Genomic DNA, 24,065 nt, shown 5'->3' with positions numbered 1-24,065 from the left:
CACCTCACCGTCGTGGCACGGGCGATCGTGTGACACCAGGCCAGGTGGCGGCGCTGAGGGTCACGAGATGGACGCACCCCGCCTGGACCAGGAAACCGTCGAGCGGCTGCTCGTCGGTTCCGCCGACGGCCCGCGGGCGCTGACCCGTCTGCTCGACGCCGTCCGGGTCCCGCCCGGCGCCGGCGAGGTCAGCGGTGAGGCCGCCGCGGTCGCCGCGTTCCGGGAGGCGCGCGCCGGCGCGGTCGTGGCGGCCCGCCCAGCCGACCGGCCGCCGACCGGCGTGCCGCGCGCGGGGCGGCCGACCGGCGGGTCCTGGCCGGGAGACCGGCGGCGGGCGGTCCCCCGGGACGACATCGGGCGCCGGCCGGCACGACGGTTCGCCGGGTTGCTCGGCGGCAAGCTCGCGGTCGCCACCGTGCTCGCGTCGCTCGGCGGCGGCGTGGCACTGGCCGCCGCCACCGGGAGCCTGCCCGGGCCTGGCGGCGACCGGACGCCGGCGGACGGCGCCTCCGGCGGCAGCCGGCCCGTCGCCGGACCGCTCCCGACGACGAGCCCGGGCGGTCGGACCGGCGAGCCGGCGCCCCCGGCGGCCGACCCGCTCGCGTCGGCCCGGCTCTGCGCCGCCTACCACCGGCTGGCGGAGCCGGAGCGCGGGCGCGCCCTGGACACCCCGGCGTTCGCCGGCCTGGTCGCCGCCGCCGGCGGCCCCCGCCGGGTGCCCGGATACTGCGCCGACCTGCTCACCGGGGCGGCCGGTCCCGACGAGTCCCGCCCGCCCGTCGGCTCCGCGGAACCCGGACCCGACGGCTCCAAACCACCGGGTCCCGCGGGCTCCGGGCCCCCGGGACCGGACGGCTCGGGCCCGCCGCCGCAGCCGACCACCGCCGGCGGCTCCGACCATCCGCTCGGCCCGGCCGGCCCGCCGACCGGCCGACGCCCGGGCTGACGACCGGCTGCTAACGTGCCCCGGTGACCCCCCGGCGTCGCCGACTGGCGATCCTCCTGCGCCTGGCCGTGGTGCTCGGCGTGGTGGCCGGCATCGTGCTGACCGCGCTCGGCCCGGCCACGATCACCGGCCTGCTGCCCTACTTCACCATCCAGAGCAACGTGGCGGTCGGCGTCTTCGCCGGCTACACCGCCTGGTGCGCGCTGCGCGACCGGCCGGAGCCGCCGAGCGTGCTCAAGGGTGCGGTGACGCTCTACATCACCATCACGGGCACGGTCTACCACCTGGTGCTGGCGAACCCGGCCAGCCCGTTCGCCATGGTCCAGCCGCACCGGGAGCCGGGCGAGTGGTGGGGTAACCAGTTCCTGCACACCGTGGTGCCGCTGCTCGCGGTCGCCGACTGGGCGCTGTTCGACAGGCGTGGGCGACTGCGTCCCCGATACGCCGCCTGGTGGCTGGTCTTCCCGCTGGCGTACCTCGGTTTCGCGCTGGTGCGCGGGCTGGTCGTGGACCGCTACCCGTACCCGTTCCTCGACGCGGGGCAGCTCGGCTACGACGGCGTCGGGGTCAGCGCGGTCGGCTTCGCCGTCGTGTTCTGGCTGCTGGGTCTGCTCTTCGTGGGCGTCGACCGGCTGCTCGCCCGACGCCGGGGCGCCGCCCCGGCGCCGCCGGCGCGGGAAGACCCGGCGGTACGGCAGCCCACCGCGTCCGGCTGAACTCCGACGGGTCAGGCGGCGGGCCGCACGTCCGCCTGGTCACCGACCCGGGCCCGCCGTCCGCCGCCCCGCTCCCGGCCGTACGAGTCGGTCCGGCCCCAGCGGCCCGGCACGTCGAGCAGCTCGATCCGGCCGTAGCCGGTCGGGATCGCGGGGTCGACCAGGAGGTTCTCCCCGCACGGACGCAGCCCGAGCATCGTCGACAGCAGCATCAGCAGGCCGCCGGAGGCCCACGACTGGGGGCGACCCGCCGCCGGCAGCTGGACCGGGTACTTGGTGAGCGCGCGCGGGTAGCCGGCGATCACCTCCGGGACCGATCCGCCGAGTGTCTCGGCCGCGGCGAACACTCCGGCGGCGATCTGGGCCGCCTCCGCGTCGAAGCCGTACCGGCGCAGGCCGGCCGCGACGAGCGCGTTGTCCGACGGCCAGACCGCGCCGAGGTGCGCGCCGACCGGGTTGTACGGCCGCTGGCCGTCGGCGTAGGTGCGCACGCCCCAACCGGAGAAGAGGTCCGGCCCGCACAGGTGCGCGGCCAGCGCGTCGGCCCGGTCCGGCTCGACGATGCCGCTCCACAGCAGGTGTCCGAGACCGGAGGTGAGCGCGTCGACCGGCTCGCCGTCCGGGGTGAGGGCCAGCGCGTAGTAGCCCCGGTGCGGCAGCCAGAAGTCCCGGTTGAACCGCTCGCGCAGGCGCGCCGCGTCGGCCTCCAGCCGCTCGGCGTACTCCGGGTCGTCCCAGAACTCCCGGGCCAGCCGGGCGCCCCGGACCCGCGCGTCGTACGCGTAGCCCTGGAGTTCGCACGTGGCCCGGGGGAACGGGGGCTCGACGCCGGTGCGGTCGACGATCGCGTCCGGCGAGTTCCGCCAGGTCTGGTTCGCCACCCCGTTGACCGTGTTGCGCGGCTGGTAGCGCAGGTAGCCGTCGCCGTACGGGTCGCCGTAGTCGGTCAGCCAGTCCAGCGCCATCCGGGCCGGGTGCCGCAGCTGCCGGACCAGGTCGGCGTCGCCGGTCCACCGCTCGTACTCGTCGAGCAGCACGACGAACAGCGGGGTGGTGTCGGCCGCGCCGTAGTAGAGGGCGGTGGGCTGCTCGTCGAACGCGGCCGCCTCGCCGTACCGCAGCTCGCTGAGGATCTTGCCGGGTTCCTCGTCGTGGTAGTCGTCGAGCTGGCCGCCCTGCAACAGCGCGAGCATGCGCAGCGTGGCCGGCGTCAGCTCGGGGGTGAACGCCAGCGTCTCCAGGCAGGTGACCAGGGCGTCGCGGCCGTAGAGCGTCATCGCCCAGGGCAACCCGCCGACCGGTACCCGGTCGGTGTACGCCAGCGGCGTGTAGCGCAGCGCGGCCAGGTCGGCCAACGCCTGCCGGTAGGCGGCGCCCAGGGCCGCCCGGTCGGCGACGAGGTGCGGCGCCTGGTCGAACCAGTGCCGCAGGTCGTCCCGCATGCCCTCGCGGACGTGCTGGCGGTGGGACTCGATGTCGGCGCGCAGGTCGCGTCCCCCGGAGCCGTGGATGACCATGCCGACGTGCAGGTCGGTGTGCCACTGGCCGTCGGGCTCGACCCGGATCCGGAACGTCATCCCGCGCCCGTCGACCTCCACCGGGGCGGTGCTGGAGACGTACGTCTCCCGGGTGAACCGGCCCCGCTCGTAGCGGATCCGCAGCTGCCGCCCGTCGGTGTCGGCGACGACGACCGCTTCACGCCGCGCGGGTCGCAGGATCTCGGCGGTGTCGGCGAAGTCGCTGCCGATCTCCATCCGCACGGTGAACTCGGCCGGCCGGGCGGAGTGGTTCAGCACCGTGATCCGCTCGTCGAACGCCTCGTCGATGGAGCGGTGCCGGATGACCGAGACGTCCGCGTCGACGTAGTGGCTCGCGGTGCCGGGCACCAGCACGAAGCGGGTCTCGAAGTAGGTCAGGTCGTCGCGGGACAGCGCCTGCAGCCGCTCGCCGTCGACGGTCAGCACCCAGTGCGAGAGGAACCGGGTGTCGAAGGAGAAGAGCCCGATCGGGGCGCACGGGTCGGCCTCCATGTCGCCCTGCGCGTCGCCCATCGCGAACGCGTTGCCGTTGAGGACGGCGACCAGTTCCTGTTTCATCGGGCGCCCACCCGGTAGGGGAAGCCGGCGACGTCGCGGGGGTGCCGGGCGTCCGGCGGGCCGGGGAAGAGCCGCCGCAGCGTCATCAGCAGCTTCAGGTTGCCCTGCACGGTGAGGTCGTTGCGCAGCAGCGCGGCGGCCAGGTGCAGGCGTCCGGCCGCGATCCGGTCGAAGACCTCCCGGTCGGCGCGGACCACCAGCTCCGCCTCCTCGGCCAGCCGGGCCACCCGGACGTCCTGCCGGTCGACGGTCAGATACCAGTGCTCGGTGTGGCCACCCTCCCGCAGGTCCAGCCGGATCGTGCCGGAGGTGGTCTCGGGCAGCTCCGGATGCCGGCCGGCCGCTCCTCGGGCCAGGTGCTCCGCGGCGGAGGCGCTCATCCGGTCCCCTTCCTCGTCGTGCCGTTCCCGCAGCGTCCCCGGGAGGCGGGTGAGGCGAACTCACCCGGTGCGGGTGAGCCGGGCGGTCGCGCGGGGTACGAAACGGGCATGTGGACGACCGGGGACCCCACCGCCGACCGGGTGCTGTTCGCGCTGCTGGCCATGCAGCGGGAGTCCTGGGAGCAGGGGATCACCGGCCAGGCGCTGCTCGACCTCGGGCTGACGGAGGCGGCGGTGCTGGTCGCCGACGCGGCGGTGACCCGGCGGCGGCCGGACGGGCGGCTCGGCGAGTGGGCCGGCTCGGTGGGCGCGGTGAACGGCGCCGCGTGCGGCGAGGTGGTCCGGCACGCCGCCGTCGTGACCGGGGACCCGAGGTACGCCGCCGCGTTGGACGCGCAGCTCGACTGGCTGGCGCGCCGGGCGCCCCGGGCCGCCGACGGCACGCTGTTCCACCTGCTCGACGGCCGTCAGGTGTGGGCCGACACGGTCTACATGACGGTGCCGCTGTTGGCGTTGACCGGTCGCACGGAGCTGGCCGCCGCGCAGGTGACCGGGCACCGTCGGCGGTTGCACGACCCCCGCACCGGCCTGTACGCGGCCCGCTGGGACGAGGACCGGGGCGAGCTGGACCGGCCGGAGCCCTGGGGCACCGGCAACGGCTGGGTGGTCGCCGGAATCGCCCGGGCGCTGCGCCCGGCGGCGGCCTGGCCGGCCGGGCTCCGCGCCGAGCTGGCCGGGCACGCCGAGGAGGTGCTCACGGCCTGTCTGGCGTACCGGACCGACGACGGGTTCTTCCCCGACGTGCTCGACGACCCGGGCACGTTCCGCGAGGCGAACACGGCCCAACTGCTCGGGTACGCGGCGCTGACCGGGGTGGCCGACGGCTGGCTGTCCCGCTCGTGGCTCGACGTGGGGGCGGACCTGCTGGCCGCCGCCGCCCGCCGCGTCGACGGGTCCGGGCGGGTGACCGGGGTCAGCGGCGCGCCGGACTTCGCCGGCCCCGGCACCTCACCCGAGGCGCAGGCCTGTCATCTGCTCGGGCACGCCGCGCTGCGCCGTGCCCGGGACGCGGTCAGCGCCGGATGAGCCCGCGCACGTAAGCGGCCTGACCGACGTGCTGGAGGTCGTCGTCGAGCACGCTGACCAGCCGTACGCCGAGGGTGACCGGGGGGTCCCAGTTGTCGTCCACGACCCGGTCCAGGTCGGCCGGCCCCAACCCGCGCAGGTAGGCCAGGCTGCGGTCCACCACCGCCCGGTGGTAGTCGAGCAGCACGCCGCCGTCGTCCGGGCGGACCGCGGCGATCTGCTCGGGGCCGTGGCCGTAGCCGGTGTCGTCCGGTTCGGGACGCAGGCCGCACCGCCGTGCCCAGTCGCCGCCGACCCAGAGCTGCTCCTCGCCCATCACGTCGGCGACGTGATGGTCCTGGATCCGGGTCAGGTGCCAGACCAGCCAGCCGACCGGGTTCGCCCCGTCCGCCGGGGCCTGCCGCAACTGCTCCGGGCCGAGCCCGTCGAGCGCGCCGGCGACCAGGTCGGGCAGCCGCCCGTACCCCTCGGTCAGCAGATCGTTCACGTCCACGTGCGCCTCACTCCCCACCGTCTCGTACCGTCCCCCGGGCAGTACCGCCCAGCGGGCGGGGCAAACCTCCGCTCTAGGGTGATCGGGTGGTCGCGGCGCTGGAGCTGTATCTCGACACCGACGCCACCCGGCGGGTCCGGGTGCTGTGGGACCTGCTGGAGTCCGAGGGGGTGCCGAGCATGCGCTCGCTGCTGGCCCAGCGGCACCGCCCGCACGTCTCGCTGGCGGTCGCGCCCCGCCTGGACCCGCGGCAGGTGGCCGAGGCGCTCGCCGGGACGGTGGTCGCCGCGCCGCTGCGGTTGGAGTTCCAGCACGCCGGCCAGTTCGTCGGACGCGTGCTGTGGCTCGGGCCGGCGCCCACGCCGGAGCTGCTGGCCCACCACGCGGACGTGCACGAGCGGCTGGTCCGGGCCGGGGTCGGCGTGGTGGAGCACTACCGGCCGGGTCGCTGGGTGCCGCACTGCACGCTCTCCATGCGGGTGCCGAACCCGCTGATGGGCGCCGCGGTGCGCCGTTGCCTGGAGGTGCTTCCGCTGACCGCCACCGTGGTCGGCGCGGCGGTGACCGACCACGCCCGGGACATCTCCCACCCGCTGCCCTGACCGCGCCGGCCGGCCGCCCACCACCGGGAATACACTGGGCCGATGAGGTGGAGCCGGTGACCGGCGGGGACGCGACAGGACCCGGCTACGGTCACGACTGTTTCGCCTACGCCGACCCCGCCGTGCTGCACGCGCTGGAGATCGTCCAGGTCACCGCGGGACTCGCCGCGGGCGAACAGGTCTGGCTGGTCGGCCCGGAGGAGCCCGAGGTGACGGCCCGGCGGCTGACGACGGTGCCCGGGTTCACCGCCGCGCGGCGTCGCGGCGACGTGCGGCTGCTGTCGGTGGGCCAGGCCTACCGGCACGACGAGGTGGTCGATCCCGGGGAGCAGGTCCGGGCCTACGTGCGGGCCACCACCGAGGCGCTGACCGCGGGCTACACAGGCCTGCGGGTGGTCGCGGAGGCGACCGGCCTGGTGCGCACCGCCGCGCAGCGGGACGCCTTCGCCCGTTACGAGCACCGCATCGACCACTGGATGCGGCACCGGCCGATGTCGGCGGTCTGCGCGTACGACCGGCGGGTGCTGGGCGACGCGGCGATCGCCGAGCTGGCCTGCCTGCACGCGCGGACCAACGCCGAGGTGCTGTTCCGGTTGCACGCCGGCGGCGACGACGCGACGGTGGCGCTCGGCGGCGAGCTGGACCCGTCCAACCACCGGCTCTTCGCCACCGCGCTGGAGCGGGCCGACCCGCGCCCGGTGGCGGGCCGGCTGGTGTTCGACGCGTCGCACCTGCGCTTCGTCGACCACCGCAGCCTGCTGCACCTGCGCGACCATGCCCACCGTCGGGACGCGGTGGCGGTGCTGCGCACCCGCTACCGGGCCCCGGCCCGGCTGGTGGAGCTGCTGGGTCTGACCGGCGTCCAGGTGGAGGTGATCCGATGAGGACCGGCGCCGGCGCCGGCCACACCGGCTACGTCCACGAGGCGCTCCTCTACGACTCCGAGGACGAGTTGCTGGGCGTGGTGCTGCCGTTCCTGCTCGGCGGGGTCGAGGCCGGCGAGATCGCCGCGGTGAGCCTGGACGTGCGCAACGCCGAGCTGGTGCGCCGCGCGTTGCCCGCCGACGCCGAGGTCACCTTCCTGCCGGGCGGCGACGTCTACGCCCGACCCACCGCCGCGATCCGCGCCTACCGTGAGCTGTTCACCTCGTTCGCGGCCACCGGCACGTCGCAGATCCGGATGGTCGGCGAGCTGCCGCCGCTGCTGCTCGGCGCGACCTGGGACGCGTGGGCCCGCTACGAGTCGGCGATCAACCACGTCTACGACGACTTCCCGCTCTGGGGTCTCTGCGCCTACGACCGCCGGCTGGCGCCGCCGCACGTGCTGGCCGACGTGGCCCGCACCCATCCCCGGCGCGCCACGCCGGGGGGTGGACACGAGCCGACGGGCCTCTACACCGAGCCGGCGACCTATCTGGCCGAGTGCCGCCCCGCGCCGCTCGACCCGGTGCAGCACGCGACCCCGCTGGTCGAGCTGGTCGACCCGACACCCGCCCAGGCCCGGGACGCGGTCCGGGCCGCCGACGCCGGCCGGCTCGCGCCCGACGACCTCGACGACCTGGTGATCGCCGTGAGCGAGGTGGTCAGCAACGCGCTGCGGCACGGCACGGCGCCGGTGTGCCTGCGCCTGTGGCGCGCCCCCGACCGGATGGTGGTGGCCGTGCACGACCGCGGTCCCGGCCCGAAGGACCCGTACGCCGGGCTGCTGCCGGCGGGCGACGGGAGCGAGGGCGGACTGGGCCTGTGGATCAGCCACCAGAGCTGTCACCACGTGACCCACCACCGGGACGCCGACGGTTTCACCATCCGACTGACGGTCGGGAATCCCCACTTCCCGGTCTGACTCGCGGATCAGGGGGCGGGGCGGGGCGAGACGCGCGCGCGGACACGGTACCGTAGCGCCTCATCGTGCCCTGCGGCCTGGCGCTGGCGAACCGACGGAGGATGGCGCATGTCCAACGGTGAGGAACCGTTCGCACCCCACGACGACGTGTCCGCACGCCCCCGGTTCGACCCGGCGCTGCGCGGCTACGACAAGCGTCAGGTGGACCGGTACGTCGAGCAGATGGACGGCGAGGTGAACGCGCTGACCGCCGCCCGGGACCGGGCGTTCGCGCAGGTGCGGGAGCTGACCGCGCAGGTGCAGCGGGCGCAGGCCGAGGCGGTCGAGCTGCGGGACCGCCCGACGGCGGTGGACCGGGCCTCGTTCCGCGACCTGGGGCCGATGGTCGACCAGATCCTCGACCTGGCCGAGAAGCAGGCCGGCCAGATCACCGAGATGGCCACCCGACGCGCGGAGGACCACCAGGCGCAGGCGGAGAAGGTGCTGACCGCGGCCCAGGAGCAGGCCGCCCGGGAGCGGCGCGAGCTGGACGAGGAGCTGTCCGCCCGCCGGGCCGAGCAGGAGCGGGTGGACGAGGAGCGGCGGGCCGCCGCGCAGGCGGAGCTGACCGCCGTGCGCGAGCTGGCGGAGAAGCTGCGCACCGAGGGCCAGGCCGCGCACGACCGGGCCCAGCAGGAGGCGAAGCGGATCACCGAGCAGAGCGCCCAGCAGGTCGAGCAGGCCCGGTCCGCGTCCGAGGCGCTGGTGAAGGCCGCGCGTACCCAGATCCAGCAGGAGGTGCAGGCCACCCGCAGCAAGGCGCAGCAGGAGCTGGCCCAGTGGCAGGCCACCATGGCGCGGGAGCTGGACGAGCGGCGGGCCGCGGCGGAGCAGGAGCTGGCCGACCGGGCGAGCGCCGCCGAGCGGGACATCGCCGCCCTGGTCGCCGAGGCCCAGCAGTACGCCACCGAGGTGCGGGAGCGGGCCGACGAGGAGACCGCGGCGCACCAGGAGCAGCTCGCCACCGTCCAGCGGGAGGTCCAGCAGCGGCAGGAGGCCCTGGCCCGGCTCACGTCCGAGCTGGAGACCGTCGGCACCCAGTTGGAGGAGACCCGCGGCGAGATCGCCGCGATCGAGCGGTCCGGCGCGGAGCTGGAGGAGCGGCTGGTCGGCGTCCGCCGGGACCTGGCCGCCGAGACCAAGCGGCTGGACGAGGCGCGACGCGCGGCGGAGCTGGCCGAGCAGCACGCCAAGGAGACCCGGGCCCGGGTGCAGCGGGAGGCCAAGCGGGTCGCCGACCTGGCCGCGGCGGCGGTGATGGCGGCCGCCGCGGGCGGCGGGGAGACGGCCGAGTACCCGCAGGTGGGCGCGCGTCCGGCCGCCGCACCGATGGTGGCGGCCGAGCCGGCGCGGGTCGATGCCGACCGGGCCGAGACGGACCCGGGCGACACCGATCGGCCGACCGCCGAGCCCTTCATCGAGCGGCTGGACGGGCCGAGCTTCGACGCCTTCGCGGTGCGGACGCCGGCGCCGCGCCCGGTGCCGGAGGCGGAGACCACCGGTCCGGAAACCGGGGTGCGTGCCCCGGCCTGAGCGGGACGCCGGACCTTGCCACCATCCTTTGCCATATGCAAATATCTGCATCGATGTGTAGGGCAGGACTCGATCCTTCACGGGGGTTGGTGGACATGCGAAAAGCATCCTCGATCGGCGCGGCCGTCGTCCTGACCGTCGCCGCGGCGGCTGTCGCGGTGGTCGGCTCGGCCGCACCGGCCAGCGCGAGTTGCAGTCACTCGCACTCCAACGTCGACCCGAAGTTCGGCCAGCTCTTCAACGCCACCAACGTCAACATCCGCACCGGCCCGCACACCACCTGCGGCTCCCTCGGCTACGGCCAGCTGAGCCACAGCGTCGACTTCCACTGCTTCGCCAGCGGCGACCGGGTCAGCGCGAACGGCCACACCACCTACACCTGGACCTACCTGCGGGACACCTCCACCGGCGTCTCCGGTTGGGTCGCCGACGCCCTGCTCGACAACCTCGGCGGCAACGTCGCCTGCTGACCGGTCCGCGCGGCGCGGGCCGGGCGGGCAGAATCAGCGGGCATGACCGGAGTCGGCCTGCACCCGCCCGTCGAGCCGTACGCCGTCCACCGCGTGCCGGTCGGCGACGGCCACGTCCTGCACGTGGAGGAGGTGGGGCGGCCGGACGGCGTACCGGTGGTCTTCCTGCACGGCGGGCCGGGCGGCGGCCTGGTGCCGGCGGCCCGGCGGTTCTTCGACCCGGCGCGCTACCGGGCGGTCCTGTTCGACCAGCGCGGCGCGGGTCGCAGCACACCGTTCGGCGGGCTGGCGGCCAACACCACCTGGCACCTGGTGTCCGACCTGGAGACGATCCGGCGGCACCTCGGGATCGCCTCCTGGATGGTCTTCGGTGGATCGTGGGGGGCCACGCTCGGGCTGGCCTACGCGCAGACCCACCCGGAGCGGGTGACCGGTCTGGTGCTGCGCGGCGTGCTGCTGCTGCGCCGCAGCGAGCGGGAGTGGTTCTACCAGGGCGGCCTGCGCCACCTGCAACCCGAGGAGTGGGACCGGTTCGTCGCCCCGATCCCGCCGACCGAGCGCGACGACGTGCTGGCCGCCTACCACCGGCGGCTGCACGGCCCGGACGAGGCCGAGGCCCGGGCCTACGCGCGGGCCTGGGGGCGGTGGGAGGCGGTCAACTCGTCGTTGCGGCCCGACCCGGAGCTGCTCGCCCACCTCACCGCCGACGAGCAGGCGCTGCCGATCGCCCGGATCCTGTCCCACTACGCGTTGAACGGCGGCTTCCTCGCCGAGGGGCAACTGCTCGACGGGGTGGACCGGATCCGCCACCTGCCCGCCGTGATCGTCAACGGCCGGTACGACCTGTGCTGCCCGCCGGTGTCCGCGTACGACCTGGCCCGGCGGTGGCCGGAGGCGGAGCTGCGGATCGTGCCGGACGCCGGGCACTCGGCGGCGGAGCCGGGCATCGCCCGGGAGCTGCTGCGCGCCACCGACCGGGTGGCCGACCTCGTCGGCTGAGCCGGCACGTCAGCGGGCCAGCAGGTCGCGGATCGGCTCGCCGATGGCCGGATCGACCGGGAAGCGGGACTCCAGCCAGTGGAGCATCGCCCGGGCGGCGGCGCGGTTGTGCCGGTAGCCGGGCACCAGTTCGGCCAGGGGCAGCACCTCCGGCGGGTACGCCTGCTCGACCCGGCGGCTCGGGTCGAACGGGTCCCGCCGGTGCGCGGCCGGCGTGGTGAGGCGCAGCAGGGCCAACGCCCGGTCCACCGCGTACGTCTGGATGAACCGCGCCGCGGTGAGCCGCTCGCCGCGCAGTTCGCGGTGCAGGCCGACGTACAGGTTGGTGAGCGCCTCGTTGAGGTGGAACTCGACCGTGTCGTACGGGGTGGGCGCGCCGGCCGGCGCGCCGGCGTCGGCGAGGCCGGGCGGCGCGTCGGGGCGCTGCCAGACCACCCGCGCCCCGGTGAACGGGAGCCGGGCCAGCTCGGCCACGGTGAAGATCGCGTACTCGACGAAGATGCCGTCGGCGTAGCGCGCCTTGCGGCCGTTGCGCTCGTTGGCGAAGCTGTACGCCACCGGACAGGGCGCGCCGAGCCAGTCGATGTCCTCCGCGTAGCGGGCCACCGCGCCGTCCGCGACGACCAGGAAGAAGTCGAGGTCGGAGTGGTCGTCGAGCCGGTCGTGGTCCACCCCGGCCGAGCCGAGGCCGAGCAGCGCCACGGCGTCCGGTCGGGTGGCGAGGTGGGTGGCGAGGTCGTCGAGCCGACGCAGCATCGGGTGCATGCCGTCGCCCCTTCCGTGAAGAGTCGACGTTTCATCCCGCTCGGCCCTGCACGCCGCCGGGGTCGCGACACCGATGCCGCCCATTGTGCGTCGGACCCCCGACACCGTGCCACCCGGAGCCTGGTCATCGGACGGCGCCGCTGGCAAGATCGACCGGGTGACGGGTGCGCTCTACGCGGTCAGTGACCTCCACGTGTCGTACGCGGAGAACCGGGCCGTGGTGGACGGCCTGCGGCCGGAGACGGCGGACGACTGGCTGATCGTCGCCGGTGACGTCGGCGAGGTGTTCGCCGACGTCGAGCGGACGCTGCGGCTGCTGCGCGACCGGTTCGCCACGGTCGTCTGGGCGCCCGGCAACCACGAGCTGTGGACCCACCCCACCGACCCGGTGACGCTGCGCGGGGTGGCGCGCTACGAGGCGCTCGTCGGGATGTGCCGCGACCTCGGCGTGCTCACCCCGGAGGACGACTTCCCGGTGTTCCGGGGCGTCGGCGGGCCGGTCACCGTGGCGCCGCTGTTCGTGCTCTACGACTACTCCTTCCGCGCCCCCGGCACCACCACGAAGGAGGACTCGCTGGCCGCCGCCTACGCCGCCGGCGTGGTGTGCACCGACGAGATGCTGCTGCACCCCGACCCGTACCCGGACCGGGAGTCCTGGTGCCGGGCCCGGCTGGCGGTGACCGAGCGGCGGCTGGCCGCCACCGACCCGGCGCTGCCGACGGTGCTGGTCAGCCACTGGCCGCTGGTCCGCCAGCCCACCGAGGTGCTCTGGTACCCGGAGTTCGCCCAGTGGTGCGGCACCGACCGCACCGCCGACTGGCACGTGCGGCACCGGGCGGCCGTCGCGGTCTACGGGCACCTGCACATCCCCCGCACCACCCGGTACGACGGGGTGCGCTTCGAGGAGGTGTCGCTGGGCTACCCGCGCGAGTGGGGGCGGCGGGGCGGCGAGCCCCGGCCGATGCGACGCGTCCTCGGCGACGACACGTGATCGAGGCGCTGCTGCCGGCGGGCACCGTCGCGGTCGAGGCGTACGCCGACGTGCCCGGCGAGCCGCCGTACCCCGGCGAGGAGGACCTGGTCGCCCGCGCGGTGGACGGCCGCCGCCGGGAGTTCGTCACCGCCCGGCGCTGCGCGCGGGAGGCGCTGGCCGAGCTCGGGTACGCGCCGGCGCCGATCCGCCCCGGCCCCCGGCGAGAGCCGATCTGGCCGGCCGGGGTGGTGGGCAGCATCACCCACTGCGCCGGATACCGAGCCGCCGCGGTGGCCCCGGGCGCCTCGCTCGCCGGATTGGGCATCGACGCCGAACCGCACGAGCCGCTGCCCGACGGGGTCGCGGGCGCGGTCACCGCCGCCGGCGAGCCGGAGCACCTGACCGGCCTGCGGGCCGCCCACCCGACGGTGCACTGGGACCGGCTGCTGTTCAGCGCCAAGGAGTCGGTCTACAAGGCGTGGTACCCGCTGACCGGGCGCTGGCTCGGCTTCGAGGACGCGGAGCTGACCATCGACCCGGCCGGCCGGTTCGTCGCCCGGGTGCTGGTCGACGGCGCCCGGGCCGACGGGGGCCCGCCGCTGCGCCTGCTCCACGGCCGCTGGCTGGTCGCGCGCGGACTGGTGGTGACCGCCGTCGCGGTGTCCACCGGTTCGTCCTTGTTTGCCCGGCCCGACCCGGGGTAGGGGCCTGAGGACCTGGTCATTTCGCCGCAGGGAGGACAGGTCCTGATGGAATCCAGCAAGCCCGCCCAGGTCGTCAAGGGTGTCGTCGAAGCCGCCGTCGAGAAGGTCGGCGACGCGCTGGCCCCGGACGTGCCGGGCGCGCCGGGCAGCGCGCCGCCGTCGCTCGACGAGCCCACCGCGCCGCACGGCCCGCTGCCGCCCACGGACGAGCAGGGCGCACCGGACACCCGCACCCCGACCGGCGCCGAGACCGGCGTCCCGAAGATCGCCAAGGGACAGCAGGGGGCGTATCTCACCACCGCCAACGGTGCGCGACTGCGCGACACCGACCACTCGCTGAAGGCCGGGCCCCGCGGTCCGGTGCTGTTGCAGGACCACCACCTGCGCGAAAAGATCATGCACTTCGACCACGAGCGGATCCCGGAGCGGGTGGTGCACGCCCGGGGCGCCGGCGCGCACGGCGTGTTCGTCGCCTACGGCACCGCCGAGGAGGTCACCCGCGCCGGGTTCCTGAAGAAGGGCCGGGAGACGCCGGTCTTCGTCCGCTTCTCCACCGTGCTGGGCTCGCGCGGGTCGGCCGACACGGTGCGCGACACCCGGGGCTTCGCCACCAAGTTCTACACCGACGAGGGCACGTTCGACCTGGTCGGCAACAACATGCCGGTCTTCTTCATCCAGGACGCGATCAAGTTCCCGGACATCATCCACGCCGGCAAGCCGCACCCGGACCGGGAGATCCCGCAGGCGCAGAGCGCGCACGACACGTTCTGGGACTTCGTCTCGCTGCACACCGAGGCGCAGCACCACACCATCTGGAACATGTCCGACCGGGGCATCCCGCGGTCCTACCGGACCATGGAGGGCTTCGGCGTGCACACCTTCCGCCTGGTGAACGAAGCCGGCGCGACGGTGCTGGTCAAGTTCCACTGGAAGCCGAAGCTCGGCGTGCACTCGCTGGAGTGGGAGGAGGCGCAGCTGATCAACGGGATCGACCCGGACTTCCACCGCCGCGACCTCTACGACGCCATCGAGGCCGGCGCGTACCCGGAGTGGGAGCTGGGCATCCAGGTCTTCCCGGACACCCCGGAGGAGACGTTCGCCGGGATCGACCTGCTCGACCCGACGAAGATCGTGCCGGAGGAGCTGGCGCCGGTGCAGCCGATCGGCCGGCTCACGCTCAACCGGACCCCGCGCAACTTCTTCGCCGAGACCGAGCAGGTGGCGTTCCACGTGGGCCACCTGCCGCCCGGCATCGACGTCACCAACGACCCGCTGTTGCAGGGCCGGCTCTTCTCGTACCTGGACACGCAGCTGACCCGGCTGGGCGGGCCGAACTTCACCCAGATCCCGATCAACCGGCCGCACGCCGACGTCAACGACATGCTCCGCGACGGCTTCCACCAGCAGGCGGTGCACGCCGGGGTGGCGCCGTACCGGCCGAACTCGCTCGACGGCGGCAACCCGTTCCCGGCCGGCGACCGCGAGCACGCGTTCGTGGATGTCCCGGTGACGGTGGCCGAGGCGCCCAAGGTCCGGGCCGCGCCGGCGTCCTTCGACGACCACTTCAGCCAGGTCCGGCTCTTCTGGGCGAGCATGTCGCCGGTGGAGAAGGAGCACATCGTCCGGGCGTACACGTTCGAGCTGGGCAAGTGCTACCACCAGGCGATCAAGGAGCGGCAGCTGCAGAGCCTGGCCAACATCGACCCGGTGCTGTGCGAGCAGGTCGCCACCGGTCTGGGCCTGCCCGCGCCGCAGCCCACCGTGCCGCTGGCGGAGGCGCAGCCCAGCCCGGCGCTGTCCCAGGTCGGCCGGGAGTGGCCGGCCGACGGCCGGATGGTCGGCATCGTGGTCGACGCGGACGGCGACCTGGACGACGTCGCCGAGGTCCGGCGGGCGGTGTTCGCCGCCGGCATGGTGCCGCTGCTGGTCGCCGCGCACGGCGGCACGGTCGGCGGGCTGCCGGTGCAGCGCACGTTCGCCACCGCCCGCTCGGTCGAGTTCGACGCGGTCCTGCTGGCCGGCGCCCCGGCGCCGGCGCCGGACGCGCTGCCGGCCCGCGACGCCAAGGCCGGCGCGACGGGTTCGTCCACCGTCGACCCGCGGGTGCTGCTGCTGGTCGAGGAGGCGTGGCGGCACGCCAAGGCGATCGGCGCGTGGGGCGCCGGCGCGGAGGTGCTGCGGCAGACCGGGGTGGCCGGTTCGCCGGGCGTGGTCGCCGAGGGCTCCGGCGCCGAGGCGTTGGAGTCGGTGCAGCGGCTGATGGCGGCGCACCGGGTCTGGGAGCGGTTCCCGGCCTCGGTCGCCTGACCGACGCACCGGCGAGGGGCGGTCCGCCACGGGCGGGCCGTCCCTCGCCGTTTCTTTCATTGACCTGTCTCAGTATTGCAGCATGACGTCGCCCACTGCCATGATGACCGTCGATTTCTTCCCCTCTTCCGAAGGAACGGTCCCATGGCGCCCTCCCGCCGCACCCTGATCCGGTCCGCGCTCGCCGGATCCGCGATCGCCGTGCTCCCCGACCTCGCGCTTCCCCCCGCTCCGGCCGCCGCCGCCAGCCCGCCGGGCGACGTGGTCGGGAAGGTCACCGTCGGCTACCAGGGCTGGTTCAGCTGCCCCGGTGACGGCGCCCCGATCGGCGGCTGGTGGCACTGGAGCCGGGACCGGTTCCAGTCCCCCTCACCGGCCAACACGACCATCGTCTCCTGGCCGGACATGCGCGAGTACGACCGCGGCTACGCCACCGCGTACCCGAACCGCGGTGACGGCCGACCGGCCACGCTCTTCTCCTCCTACGACCAGCAGACCGTGGACACCCACTTCCGCTGGATGCGCGAGCACGGCTGCGACACCGCCGCGCTGCAACGGTTCAACCCGTTCGGCGACGAGGGGCCGACCCGCGACGCCATGGCGGCGAAGGTCCGGTCGGCGGCCGAACGCTTCGGCCGCACGTTCTACGTCATGTACGACGTCACCGGCTGGACGGCCATGCAGTCGCAGCTCAAGGAGGACTGGGCCACCCGGATGTCGGCGCACACCGCGTCACCGGCGTACGCCCGGCAGAACGGCCGGCCGGTCGTCTGCGTGTGGGGATTCGGCTTCGCCGACGACGGCCGCCCCTTCGCCCCCGCCGCCTGCCTGGACGTGGTGCGGTGGCTCAGGGCGCAGGGCTGCTACGTGATCGGCGGGGTGCCCACCTACTGGCGGCAGGGGATCAACGACTCCCGGCCCGGCTTCGGCGACGTCTACCGGGCGTTCGACATGCTGTCGCCGTGGATGGTCGGGCGCACCGGCTCGCTCGACGGGCTGGACTGGTTCCACGACAACGTCAACGTCCCCGACCTGGCCGACTGCGCCGCCCACGGCATCGACTACCAGCCCTGCGTGATGCCCGGCGACCTGTCCGCCGGGCACCGACGGCACGGCGACTTCTACTGGCGGCACCTGTACAACATGGTGCGGCTCGGCGCCCACGGCCTCTACGTGTCGATGTTCGACGAGTTCAACGAAGGCAACCAGATCGCCAAGACGAGCGAGACCGGCGCGACCACCCCGGCGGGCGTGGGGATCCGGGCCCTCGACGAGGACGGCACCGCCTGCTCGGCCGACTACTACCTGCGGATCACCGCCGACGGCGGACGGATGCTCAAGGGACAGTTGGCGCTCACCGCGACGCGCCCCACCCCGCCGGTGGTCGGGGGTGGGCAGCCACCCGCCGACGACCTGGCGGCCGGCCGGCCGGCGACCGCGAGCAGCCAGCAGAACGGCCCGTACGGCGCCGGCAACGTCGTCGACGGCGACCGGGGCAGCTACTGGGAGTCGGCGAACGGCGCGTTTCCCCAGTGGTGGCAGGTCGACCTGGGCGCCAGCCACCCGGTCACCCGCCTGGTGCTCGCGCTGCCGCCCGGGTGGGAGGCCCGGACCCAGACGCTGTCCGTGCAGGGCAGCGTCGACGGCGCCGACTTCGCCACGCTCACCGGGCCGACCGGCGTCCGCTTCGACCCGGCGACCGGCAACGAGGCGACGGTGACCCTCTCCGCCACCTCCGTCCGCCACCTGCGGGTGCGGTTCACCGCCAACACCGGCTGGCCGGCGGGGCAGCTCGCGCACCTGTCCGCGTACGCCGGGTAGTTCATCGACGCACATCGTTGACGGCTTAGTTAATACTCTTTAATATTTGGTCCACCTCGAGGAAGACCCCCTGTCCACCCCCGTCCCCCGGGAAGGCCCCCTCGATGCCCAGACCCCACCTCCGGCGCCGCCTCGCCGCCGGTGCGCTCGCGCTGGCCACCACCGCCGCCACCCTCACCCTCGCCCCGTCCGCCGCCGAGGCGGTCGTGCTGCCCGGAAACTTCAAGAGCGTCGGCTACCTGCCGTCCTGGAGCGGCAGCGTCAACACCGTCCAGTACGGCAAGCTCACCCACGTCAACTACGCCTTCGTGCTGCCCAACGGCGACGGCAGCCTGCGCGCGGTGGAGAACCCGAGCAAGCTCTCCTCGCTGGTCTCGCTCGGGCACGCCAACAACGTGAAGGTCTCCATCGCGATCGGCGGCTGGAACGACGGCGACGACTCCGCGTTCGAGGCGCTCGCCGCCACCTCCGGCGCTCGCGGCGCGTTCGTGAACAACGTGGTCGCCTTCGTCAACCAGTACAACCTCGACGGCGTCGACATCGACTGGGAGTATCCCGATCCGGGGACGTCGGCCAACAACTACACGCTGCTGATGCAACAGCTCGGCAGCGCCCTGCACAGCCGGGGCAAGCTGCTCACCGCCGCGGTGGTCGCCGAGGGCTACTACGTCACCGGCGTCCCGACCGCCGTCTTCGGCTCGGTCGACTGGCTCAACATCATGGCGTACGACGGCGGCAGCCCGCACGCCAACTACGACTGGTCGATCGCCGCCGTCAACGGGTGGAAGGCACGCGGCCTGCCGGCGGCCAAGGCGGTGCTCGGCGTGCCGTTCTACAGCCGGCCCGGCTACTACACCTACGCCGCGCTGGTCGGCATGGACCCGGCCAACGCCAACCGGGACTGCACCACGGCCGGTGGCGCGCAGCAGTGCTACAACGGCGTCCCGACCGTCAGGCGCAAGACGCAGTGGGCCATGGCGAACGCCGGCGGCATGATGAACTGGGAGCTGTCGCAGGACACCACCGGCTCGACCTCGCTGGTCGGCGCGATCTACGACACGGTCACCGGCGGCGGCACACCACCCCCGTCCGGGCGCACCGGGCCGATCACCGGCATCGCCGGCAAGTGCGTCGACGTCGCCGCCGCGGGCACCGCCAACGGCACCGCGATCCAGCTCTACGGCTGCAACGGCACCGCCGCGCAGAACTGGACCGTGGCCGGCGACGGCACGCTGCGGGCGCTGGGCAAGTGCCTCGACGTCACCAGCGCCGGCACCGCGAACGGCACGAAGATCCAGCTCTGGGACTGCAACGGCACCGCCGCCCAGGTCTGGCAGGCGCAGAGCAACGGCACGCTGCGCAACCCGGTGTCCAACCGGTGCCTGGACGCCACCGGCAACAGCTCCGCCGACGGCACCCGGCTGCAGATCTGGGACTGCTTCGGCGGCGCCAACCAGGTCTGGCGGCTGCCGGCCTGACCGCCCGACACGTCCCCGCCGCACCGTGCCGGTGCGGCGGGGACGCGTGTCACCAGCGGTTGCGCGCCTCCTCGGCCCAGCCGGTGAGGCCGTCGAGGTCGACGTGCTCGCCGTCGTCGGTGGCCGCCCAGCCGGTGAAGTGCCCGAAGCACTGGTGCGTCTCCCCGGCCAGCACGAGCAGGTTGGTGCGCGCCACCCGCTCGTGGAACGGGTGGAACGTGACGTCCACCCGGTCGCCGGTGATCCGCCACGGCCGCAGCCAGTCGGACCGGTCGTAGCGCCAGGTGAGATCGGCGCCGATCTTGTGCAACCGGCCGTCGACGAAGACCGCGTTCTCGGTCGAACCGGTGCCGTCGGTCCACTTCCCGCCCACCTGGATCGCCCGACCCGGGCCGCAGCCGGCCGCCCAGTTCCAGCGCACCGCGTACGGCCACTTGCCGCGCCCGTGGTCGAGCACCGCGAACGAGTCGGCGCCGACCGGGTGGTCCGTGCCGTCGATGCGGATCGAGCCCCGCACCGGACGGCCGACGTCCTTGACCGTGTACTGGAACCGGCGGGTGCTCCACGGCACCACCACGCCGAGCGACTCGTGCCCCGGCGGCAACGGCACCACCAGGTCGACCTCGACACCGGGCGCCGTGGCCCGCACGGTGCTGCCGTCGGCCCCCTGGTCGATGTCGATGGTCAGCCCGCCACCGCGGGCCCGGACCAGGCCGGCGCCGCTGACCGGCGGGAACTCCGTGCCCCGGGCGAACGGCACGACCGCCTCGGCGACGGTCTCCCGGCGGGTGCGCCGGTCGAGCAGGTAGAGGCTCTGCACGCCGGCGTAGTCCAGCGAGGACGCGACCAGGCCGAGGACGTGTGTCGGGGTGACCACGCCCCAGTGCTCCCACCGCTTGGCCCGACCCCAGCCGCGCAGGTGGGACCGGTGCAGGGGGCGCCGGCTCCAGCCGACCGCCGCCGGGTTCAGCCGGCCGTCCGGCCGGCACAGGTCGACCGGCTCGGTGATCTCCCGCTCGTGCGTCATCGCCGCAGGCTACCGGGCGGCCCGGCGGACCGGCGTCGGCCGTTCCGCCGGGCCACCGGCGGTCAGCGGCCCCGCTTGGCCCGGCAGATCTCCACCGGCAGGGCCGGCGCGCCGTCGACCGGCGCCGGGTCCTCCGGGGTGGCCGCGATGCCACCGGCCGCGATCCGGTCCAGCGTGGCCAGCCCGGCCGCGTCGATCTGGCCGAAGACGGTGTAGTTCGGGCGCAGCGCCGAGTCGGACTGGACCAGGAAGAACTGGCTGCCGTTGGTGTCCGGGCCGGCGTTCGCCATGGCCAGCGTGCCGCGGGCGTAGAGCCGGCGGACCCCGGTCGGATCGGTCGGCGCCGGCGGCAGGTCCGTGGGCAGCTCGTCGCGGTACCGGTAGCCCGGGCCGCCCTCGCCGGTCCCCGACGGGTCGCCGCACTGCAACACCTTCAACGTCGGGTACGCGGTGAGCCGGTGGCAGGGCGTCCGGTCGTAGAACCTGTGCCGGGTCAGGTGCAGGAAGCTCTGCACCGTGCAGGGGGCCTGCTCGCGGTCGAGGGTCAGCCCGATCGGGCCCTGGTTGGTGCGCAGGGTCACCCGTACCGTCCCCCGGTCCGGCGTGCGCCGCGGGTCGGGCGGCAGCGGCACCGGCCGGGCGGCCGGCTCGTCCGGCGTCGGCGTGTACGCGCACGGCCCCTTCGTCGGGGCGGGGTCGGCCGGCGCCGCGGTGGCGGCGACACCTCCGGCGGCGACCAGCGCGGCGGCGGTCACCGCCACCCCGGCGAGGCGGGCCAGCAGCGGTACGGCGACGTGCGGTCGGGTTTCGCTCGACACGTGGGTCCTCCCTGGACTCGTGGTACCAGAAAGACCGGAGTCTATGGATCCGGTGGCCCGATGTCGACGGTGCGAAAGTCGGTTGCCGGTCCGGTACCGGATCCGGGAGGGTGTCGGCATGACGTTCTGACGGACCGCACCCCGCCCGCAGGCCGAGCCGCCTGCCGTTCGCCGCTCTCCGCCCTTCCCAGAAACGAGCGTCTGTGTCCGTGCACCCCTCCGGGCGGGCCGCAGTGCCCGCCACCGTCTCCGTCTTCTCCTCCCCCGGCAGTTGGATCGAGTCCGCCGCGCTGGACCAGTGCCACCAGGTCGCCGCGCTGGACGGCATGGCGCACGTGGCCGCCATGCCGGACCTGCACCCCGGCAAGGGCGCGCCGATCGGCGCCGCGATGGCGTCGACGGTGCTCTACCCGTTCCTGGTCGGCTCCGACATCGGGTGCGGCATCGCGGTGTTCCCGATCGCGCTGCGGCGGGCCGTACCCGAACGGCTGCCCGCCCGGTTCCCGGACCTGGACCGCGCCCTCGACCCGGAGCGGGACGCCGACGACCCGGCCTGGTCGGTGCTGGCCGGGGACGTGCCCGCCGGACACCTGGACGGCCTCGGCACGGTCGGGCGCGGCAACCACTTCGTCGAGTTGGCGCGCGTCGGCCCGATCCTCGCGCCGGAGCACGCCGACCGCATCGGCCTGGCCACCGGCGACCTGGTGCTGGTGGTGCACTCCGGGTCGCGCGGGCTGGGCGAGCGGATCCTGCGCGAGCACACCGAGCGGCACGGGGCGGGCCCCGCGCCCGACCCGGACGCCTACCTGGCCCGGCACGACGCGGCGGTCCGGTGGGGCTCGCTCAACCGGCGGCTGCTCGCGGCCCGGGTCGCGTACGCGCTGGGCGCCGAGCCGACCGAGCCGGTCGTCGACCAGTGCCACAACCTGGTCGAGATCCGCGACGGGCGCTACCTGCACCGCAAGGGCGTGGCCCCGGGCGACGGCCGGGACGTGCTGGTCGCCGGCACCCGGGGCACACCGTCCTACCTGGTGGCCGCGCACGCCGGCGCGGACGCCAACCACTCGGTCGCGCACGGCGCCGGCCGGAAGATGTCCCGGGCCGACGCGCTGCGCCGCGGCCGGGCCAAGCACACCGTCGAGGAGCTGCGCCGTACGCCGGTCGGGTCGCTGGTGGTGTGCGGCGACCGTCAGCTGCTGTTCGAGGAGGCGCCCACCGCCTACAAGCGCATCGAGCAGGTGATCGGGGACCTGGTGGCGCACGACCTGGCCACGCCGGTCACCACCACGGTGCCGCTGGTCACCTACAAGACCCCGGACGTCGGCGCGGGTCGCCGCCGGAGCCGGCGGTGACGGAGCTGTTCCTGTCCGCCGGGCGCGGACCGCAGGAGTGCGCGTGGGCGCTGGCCCGGCTGCTGTCCCGCCTGGAGGCCGACGCCGCCCGGCGCGGCCTGCGCGTGGTCCGGGTCGAGACGGTGCCCGGTGAGCGCCCGGGCACCCACCGGTCCGTGCTGGTCCGGATCAGCGGTGCGGGCGCGGAGGAGTTCGCCGTCGGCTGGACCGGCACGCTCTGCTGGCAGGCGGCCAGCCCCTACCGTCCGGGGCACGGGCGGAAGAACTGGTACGTCACCGCCCGGCCGCACCGGGCCGACGTGGCGGCGACCCCGTTCCGCGAGGCGGACGTCGCGATCGTGCCGTGCCGCACCGGCGGACCGGGCGGCCAGCACCGGAACAAGGCCAGCACCGCCGTCCGCGCGACCCACCGCCCGTCCGGCCTGACCGTGGTGGTGGACACCGAACGGCACCTGCACCTCAACCGGCGGATCGCCGTCGACCTGCTGCGGCGGCGGCTCGCCGAGGGCGACGACGCGGCCCGGCGCGCCGGCACGACGGCGCGTTGGCGGATCCACGACGAGCTGGTCCGGGGCGACCCGGTCCGGGTGGAACGACCGTGACCCGGGCGTTCCTGCGGCGCGACGACGTCCGCGACCTGGTCCGCGACCGGCTGGGCCTGGATCGGCGGGTCACCGCGCTGGACCGGCTCACCGGCGGGACCCGCAAGGGCGTGTACCGGATCGGGCTCGACGACGGCGGGTCGGTGGTCCTCTACGTCTGGTCGGCGGCGGAGAACTACTGGCCGGAGTCGGCGACGGTCCCGGACGACCCGTTCACCGAGGCGTCGGGGGCGGACCTGTTCGCCACCAACCACGCCGCGCTCACCGCCGCCGGGGTGCGCGTACCGCGCCTGATCGCGGTGGACCGCGCCGGGCGTCACCTCGACGCCGATGTCGCGCTGGTCGAGGACGCCGGCGGGGTGACGCTGGAGGCGTTGCTGGCCCGCGACCCGGTCCGGGCCGCCGCGCCACTGGCCCGGCTCGGGCACGCGCTGCGGCGGATGCACACCACGGCCGGCCCCCGGTACGGCCGGCTCACCGACGCGCCGGGGGCCTCCGTCGCGCGGGCGGCCGAGGACGTCGTCCTGGACCGGGCGTTGGCGCACCTCGACGGGGCCGCCGCCCGGGACCCCCGGCCGGCGGCGGCGCGGGACCGGATCGCCGCCCACCTGCGCGAGCTGCGGGAGCGGGTGGCGCCGCGACGGGCGTACGCGCTGGTGCACGGCGAGCTGGGCCCGGACCACGTCCTCGTCACGCCGGCCGGCGAACCGGTGATGATCGACTTCGAGGGTCTGACCTGGTTCGACGTCGAGTGGGAGCACGCCTGGCTCCGGCTGCGTTTCGGCGGCGCGTACCCGGCGCTGCGGCCGGTCGCGCTCGACGCCGACCGGCTGGAGTTCTACCGGTACGCGCAGGTGCTGTCGTTGATCGAGGGTCCACTGCGGATCGCCGGGACCGACTTCCCGGACCGGCGGTGGATGCGCGAGCTGGCCGACCGGAACATCGCCGCGGCGCTCTCCGTGCTCTGAGCGGCTCACGCATGGTGACCCGCAGGTCACGGCACCGTCTCATTTCG

23 protein-coding genes are annotated in these 24,065 nt (G+C 74.8%); 17 read left to right on the top strand and 6 right to left on the bottom strand.

All coding sequences use genetic code 11. The annotated features are described in order from the left end of the window. The first annotated feature begins 67 nt into the window (after positions 1 to 67). Both ACN27B_RS19845 and ACN27B_RS19840 read left to right on the top strand, forming a co-directional pair. Entirely contained in the window at positions 68 to 946 is an 879-nt protein-coding gene (locus ACN27B_RS19845) for a hypothetical protein (RefSeq protein ID WP_422741228.1), read from the top strand. Between the two features lie 23 nt (positions 947 to 969). Then, positions 970 to 1,662, top strand: coding sequence for a Pr6Pr family membrane protein (locus ACN27B_RS19840; protein ID WP_422741227.1), 693 nt, complete (start codon positions 970 to 972; stop codon positions 1,660 to 1,662). An 11-nt stretch (positions 1,663 to 1,673) separates the two neighbouring features. On the opposite strand, the gene ACN27B_RS19835 is transcribed toward ACN27B_RS19840, so the two are convergent. After that, positions 1,674 to 3,758 (bottom strand): glycogen debranching N-terminal domain-containing protein, encoded by a 2,085-nt coding sequence (locus tag ACN27B_RS19835; RefSeq protein WP_099161734.1) that lies wholly within the window; start codon positions 3,756 to 3,758, stop codon positions 1,674 to 1,676. Then, positions 3,755 to 4,138, bottom strand: coding sequence for an SCP2 sterol-binding domain-containing protein (locus tag ACN27B_RS19830; RefSeq protein ID WP_099161735.1), 384 nt, complete (start codon positions 4,136 to 4,138; stop codon positions 3,755 to 3,757). The genes ACN27B_RS19835 and ACN27B_RS19830 overlap by 4 nt, the downstream gene beginning before the upstream one ends. Positions 4,139 to 4,246: 108 nt before the next feature. Between ACN27B_RS19830 and ACN27B_RS19825 the strand changes: the two genes are divergently transcribed. Then, on the top strand, positions 4,247 to 5,224 hold the full coding sequence (locus tag ACN27B_RS19825; RefSeq protein WP_099161736.1) for a glycoside hydrolase family 88 protein: 978 nt from the start codon (positions 4,247 to 4,249) through the stop codon (positions 5,222 to 5,224). Here ACN27B_RS19825 and ACN27B_RS19820 read toward each other — a convergent pair. Further along, the gene (locus tag ACN27B_RS19820) at positions 5,211 to 5,717 is read right to left on the bottom strand and encodes a mycothiol transferase (RefSeq protein WP_422741226.1); all 507 of its coding nucleotides are present in this window, start codon (positions 5,715 to 5,717) and stop codon (positions 5,211 to 5,213) included. The genes ACN27B_RS19825 and ACN27B_RS19820 overlap by 14 nt on opposite strands. An 86-nt stretch (positions 5,718 to 5,803) precedes the next feature. Here ACN27B_RS19820 and ACN27B_RS19815 point away from each other — a divergent pair, with 86 nt between their 5' ends. From ACN27B_RS19815 to pip, 6 genes are all read left to right on the top strand, one after another. After that, a complete protein-coding gene (locus ACN27B_RS19815; RefSeq protein ID WP_099161738.1) occupies positions 5,804 to 6,319 on the top strand; it encodes a 2'-5' RNA ligase family protein in 516 nt (171 codons plus the stop codon). Positions 6,320 to 6,375: 56 nt separating this feature from the next. Next, positions 6,376 to 7,203 carry an MEDS domain-containing protein gene (locus tag ACN27B_RS19810; protein WP_422741225.1) on the top strand — a complete coding sequence of 276 codons (828 nt, stop codon included), beginning with the start codon at positions 6,376 to 6,378 and terminating at the stop codon, positions 7,201 to 7,203. Next, positions 7,200 to 8,162 carry an anti-sigma factor RsbA family regulatory protein gene (locus ACN27B_RS19805; protein ID WP_422741224.1) on the top strand — a complete coding sequence of 321 codons (963 nt, stop codon included), beginning with the start codon at positions 7,200 to 7,202 and terminating at the stop codon, positions 8,160 to 8,162. Before ACN27B_RS19810 ends, ACN27B_RS19805 begins: the two co-directional genes overlap by 4 nt. A 108-nt stretch (positions 8,163 to 8,270) precedes the next feature. Continuing rightward, complete coding sequence (locus ACN27B_RS19800; protein WP_099161740.1) at positions 8,271 to 9,734, top strand: hypothetical protein; 1,464 nt, start codon at positions 8,271 to 8,273, stop codon at positions 9,732 to 9,734. Between the two features lie 95 nt (positions 9,735 to 9,829). Continuing rightward, positions 9,830 to 10,204, top strand: a complete 375-nt coding sequence (locus tag ACN27B_RS19795; RefSeq protein ID WP_099161741.1) for a hypothetical protein — start codon at positions 9,830 to 9,832, stop codon at positions 10,202 to 10,204. A gap of 42 nt (positions 10,205 to 10,246) precedes the next feature. Next, positions 10,247 to 11,203: a prolyl aminopeptidase gene (gene pip, locus ACN27B_RS19790; RefSeq protein ID WP_099161742.1), complete on the top strand. Its 957-nt coding sequence runs from the start codon at positions 10,247 to 10,249 to the stop codon at positions 11,201 to 11,203. A 9-nt stretch (positions 11,204 to 11,212) separates the two neighbouring features. On the opposite strand, the gene ACN27B_RS19785 is transcribed toward pip, so the two are convergent. Beyond that, positions 11,213 to 11,968 carry a hypothetical protein gene (locus ACN27B_RS19785; RefSeq protein ID WP_422741223.1) on the bottom strand — a complete coding sequence of 252 codons (756 nt, stop codon included), beginning with the start codon at positions 11,966 to 11,968 and terminating at the stop codon, positions 11,213 to 11,215. A 157-nt stretch (positions 11,969 to 12,125) separates the two neighbouring features. On the opposite strand from ACN27B_RS19785, the gene ACN27B_RS19780 reads away from it, so the two are divergent. The 5 genes from ACN27B_RS19780 to ACN27B_RS19760 all read left to right on the top strand — a co-directional run bounded on the left by ACN27B_RS19780 (position 12,126) and on the right by ACN27B_RS19760 (position 19,251). Next, entirely contained in the window at positions 12,126 to 12,959 is an 834-nt protein-coding gene (locus ACN27B_RS19780) for a metallophosphoesterase family protein (protein WP_099161744.1), read from the top strand. Beyond that, a complete protein-coding gene (locus tag ACN27B_RS19775) occupies positions 12,956 to 13,645 on the top strand; it encodes a 4'-phosphopantetheinyl transferase family protein (RefSeq protein WP_099161745.1) in 690 nt (229 codons plus the stop codon). The genes ACN27B_RS19780 and ACN27B_RS19775 overlap by 4 nt, the downstream gene beginning before the upstream one ends. Positions 13,646 to 13,690: 45 nt before the next feature. Then, positions 13,691 to 15,952: a catalase gene (locus ACN27B_RS19770; protein WP_422741222.1), complete on the top strand. Its 2,262-nt coding sequence runs from the start codon at positions 13,691 to 13,693 to the stop codon at positions 15,950 to 15,952. Positions 15,953 to 16,096: 144 nt separating this feature from the next. After that, positions 16,097 to 17,773: a discoidin domain-containing protein gene (locus tag ACN27B_RS19765; protein WP_422741221.1), complete on the top strand. Its 1,677-nt coding sequence runs from the start codon at positions 16,097 to 16,099 to the stop codon at positions 17,771 to 17,773. Between the two features lie 104 nt (positions 17,774 to 17,877). After that, entirely contained in the window at positions 17,878 to 19,251 is a 1,374-nt protein-coding gene (locus ACN27B_RS19760) for a glycosyl hydrolase family 18 protein (RefSeq protein ID WP_422741220.1), read from the top strand. A 49-nt stretch (positions 19,252 to 19,300) separates the two neighbouring features. On the opposite strand, the gene ACN27B_RS19755 is transcribed toward ACN27B_RS19760, so the two are convergent. Both ACN27B_RS19755 and ACN27B_RS19750 read right to left on the bottom strand, forming a co-directional pair. Then, positions 19,301 to 20,278: a DUF2804 domain-containing protein gene (locus ACN27B_RS19755; protein WP_422741219.1), complete on the bottom strand. Its 978-nt coding sequence runs from the start codon at positions 20,276 to 20,278 to the stop codon at positions 19,301 to 19,303. A 62-nt stretch (positions 20,279 to 20,340) separates the two neighbouring features. Next, complete coding sequence (locus ACN27B_RS19750) at positions 20,341 to 21,096, bottom strand: peptidylprolyl isomerase (protein WP_099161750.1); 756 nt, start codon at positions 21,094 to 21,096, stop codon at positions 20,341 to 20,343. Positions 21,097 to 21,299: 203 nt separating this feature from the next. On the opposite strand from ACN27B_RS19750, the gene ACN27B_RS19745 reads away from it, so the two are divergent. The 3 genes from ACN27B_RS19745 to ACN27B_RS19735 are packed head-to-tail and all read left to right on the top strand — an operon-like array spanning position 21,300 to position 24,018. After that, on the top strand, positions 21,300 to 22,448 hold the full coding sequence (locus ACN27B_RS19745) for an RNA ligase RtcB family protein (protein WP_422741218.1): 1,149 nt from the start codon (positions 21,300 to 21,302) through the stop codon (positions 22,446 to 22,448). Further along, positions 22,445 to 23,050 carry a peptide chain release factor H gene (gene prfH / locus ACN27B_RS19740; protein WP_422741217.1) on the top strand — a complete coding sequence of 202 codons (606 nt, stop codon included), beginning with the start codon at positions 22,445 to 22,447 and terminating at the stop codon, positions 23,048 to 23,050. The genes ACN27B_RS19745 and prfH overlap by 4 nt, the downstream gene beginning before the upstream one ends. Then, positions 23,047 to 24,018, top strand: coding sequence for a phosphotransferase family protein (locus ACN27B_RS19735; protein WP_422741216.1), 972 nt, complete (start codon positions 23,047 to 23,049; stop codon positions 24,016 to 24,018). The genes prfH and ACN27B_RS19735 overlap by 4 nt, the downstream gene beginning before the upstream one ends. Positions 24,019 to 24,065: the final 47 nt, after the last annotated feature.

This window comes from Micromonospora sp. WMMD754 (assembly GCF_049315235.1).
Classification (GTDB): domain Bacteria; phylum Actinomycetota; class Actinomycetes; order Mycobacteriales; family Micromonosporaceae; genus Micromonospora; species Micromonospora sediminicola.
This window is presented reverse-complemented; position numbering and strand designations above follow the sequence as displayed.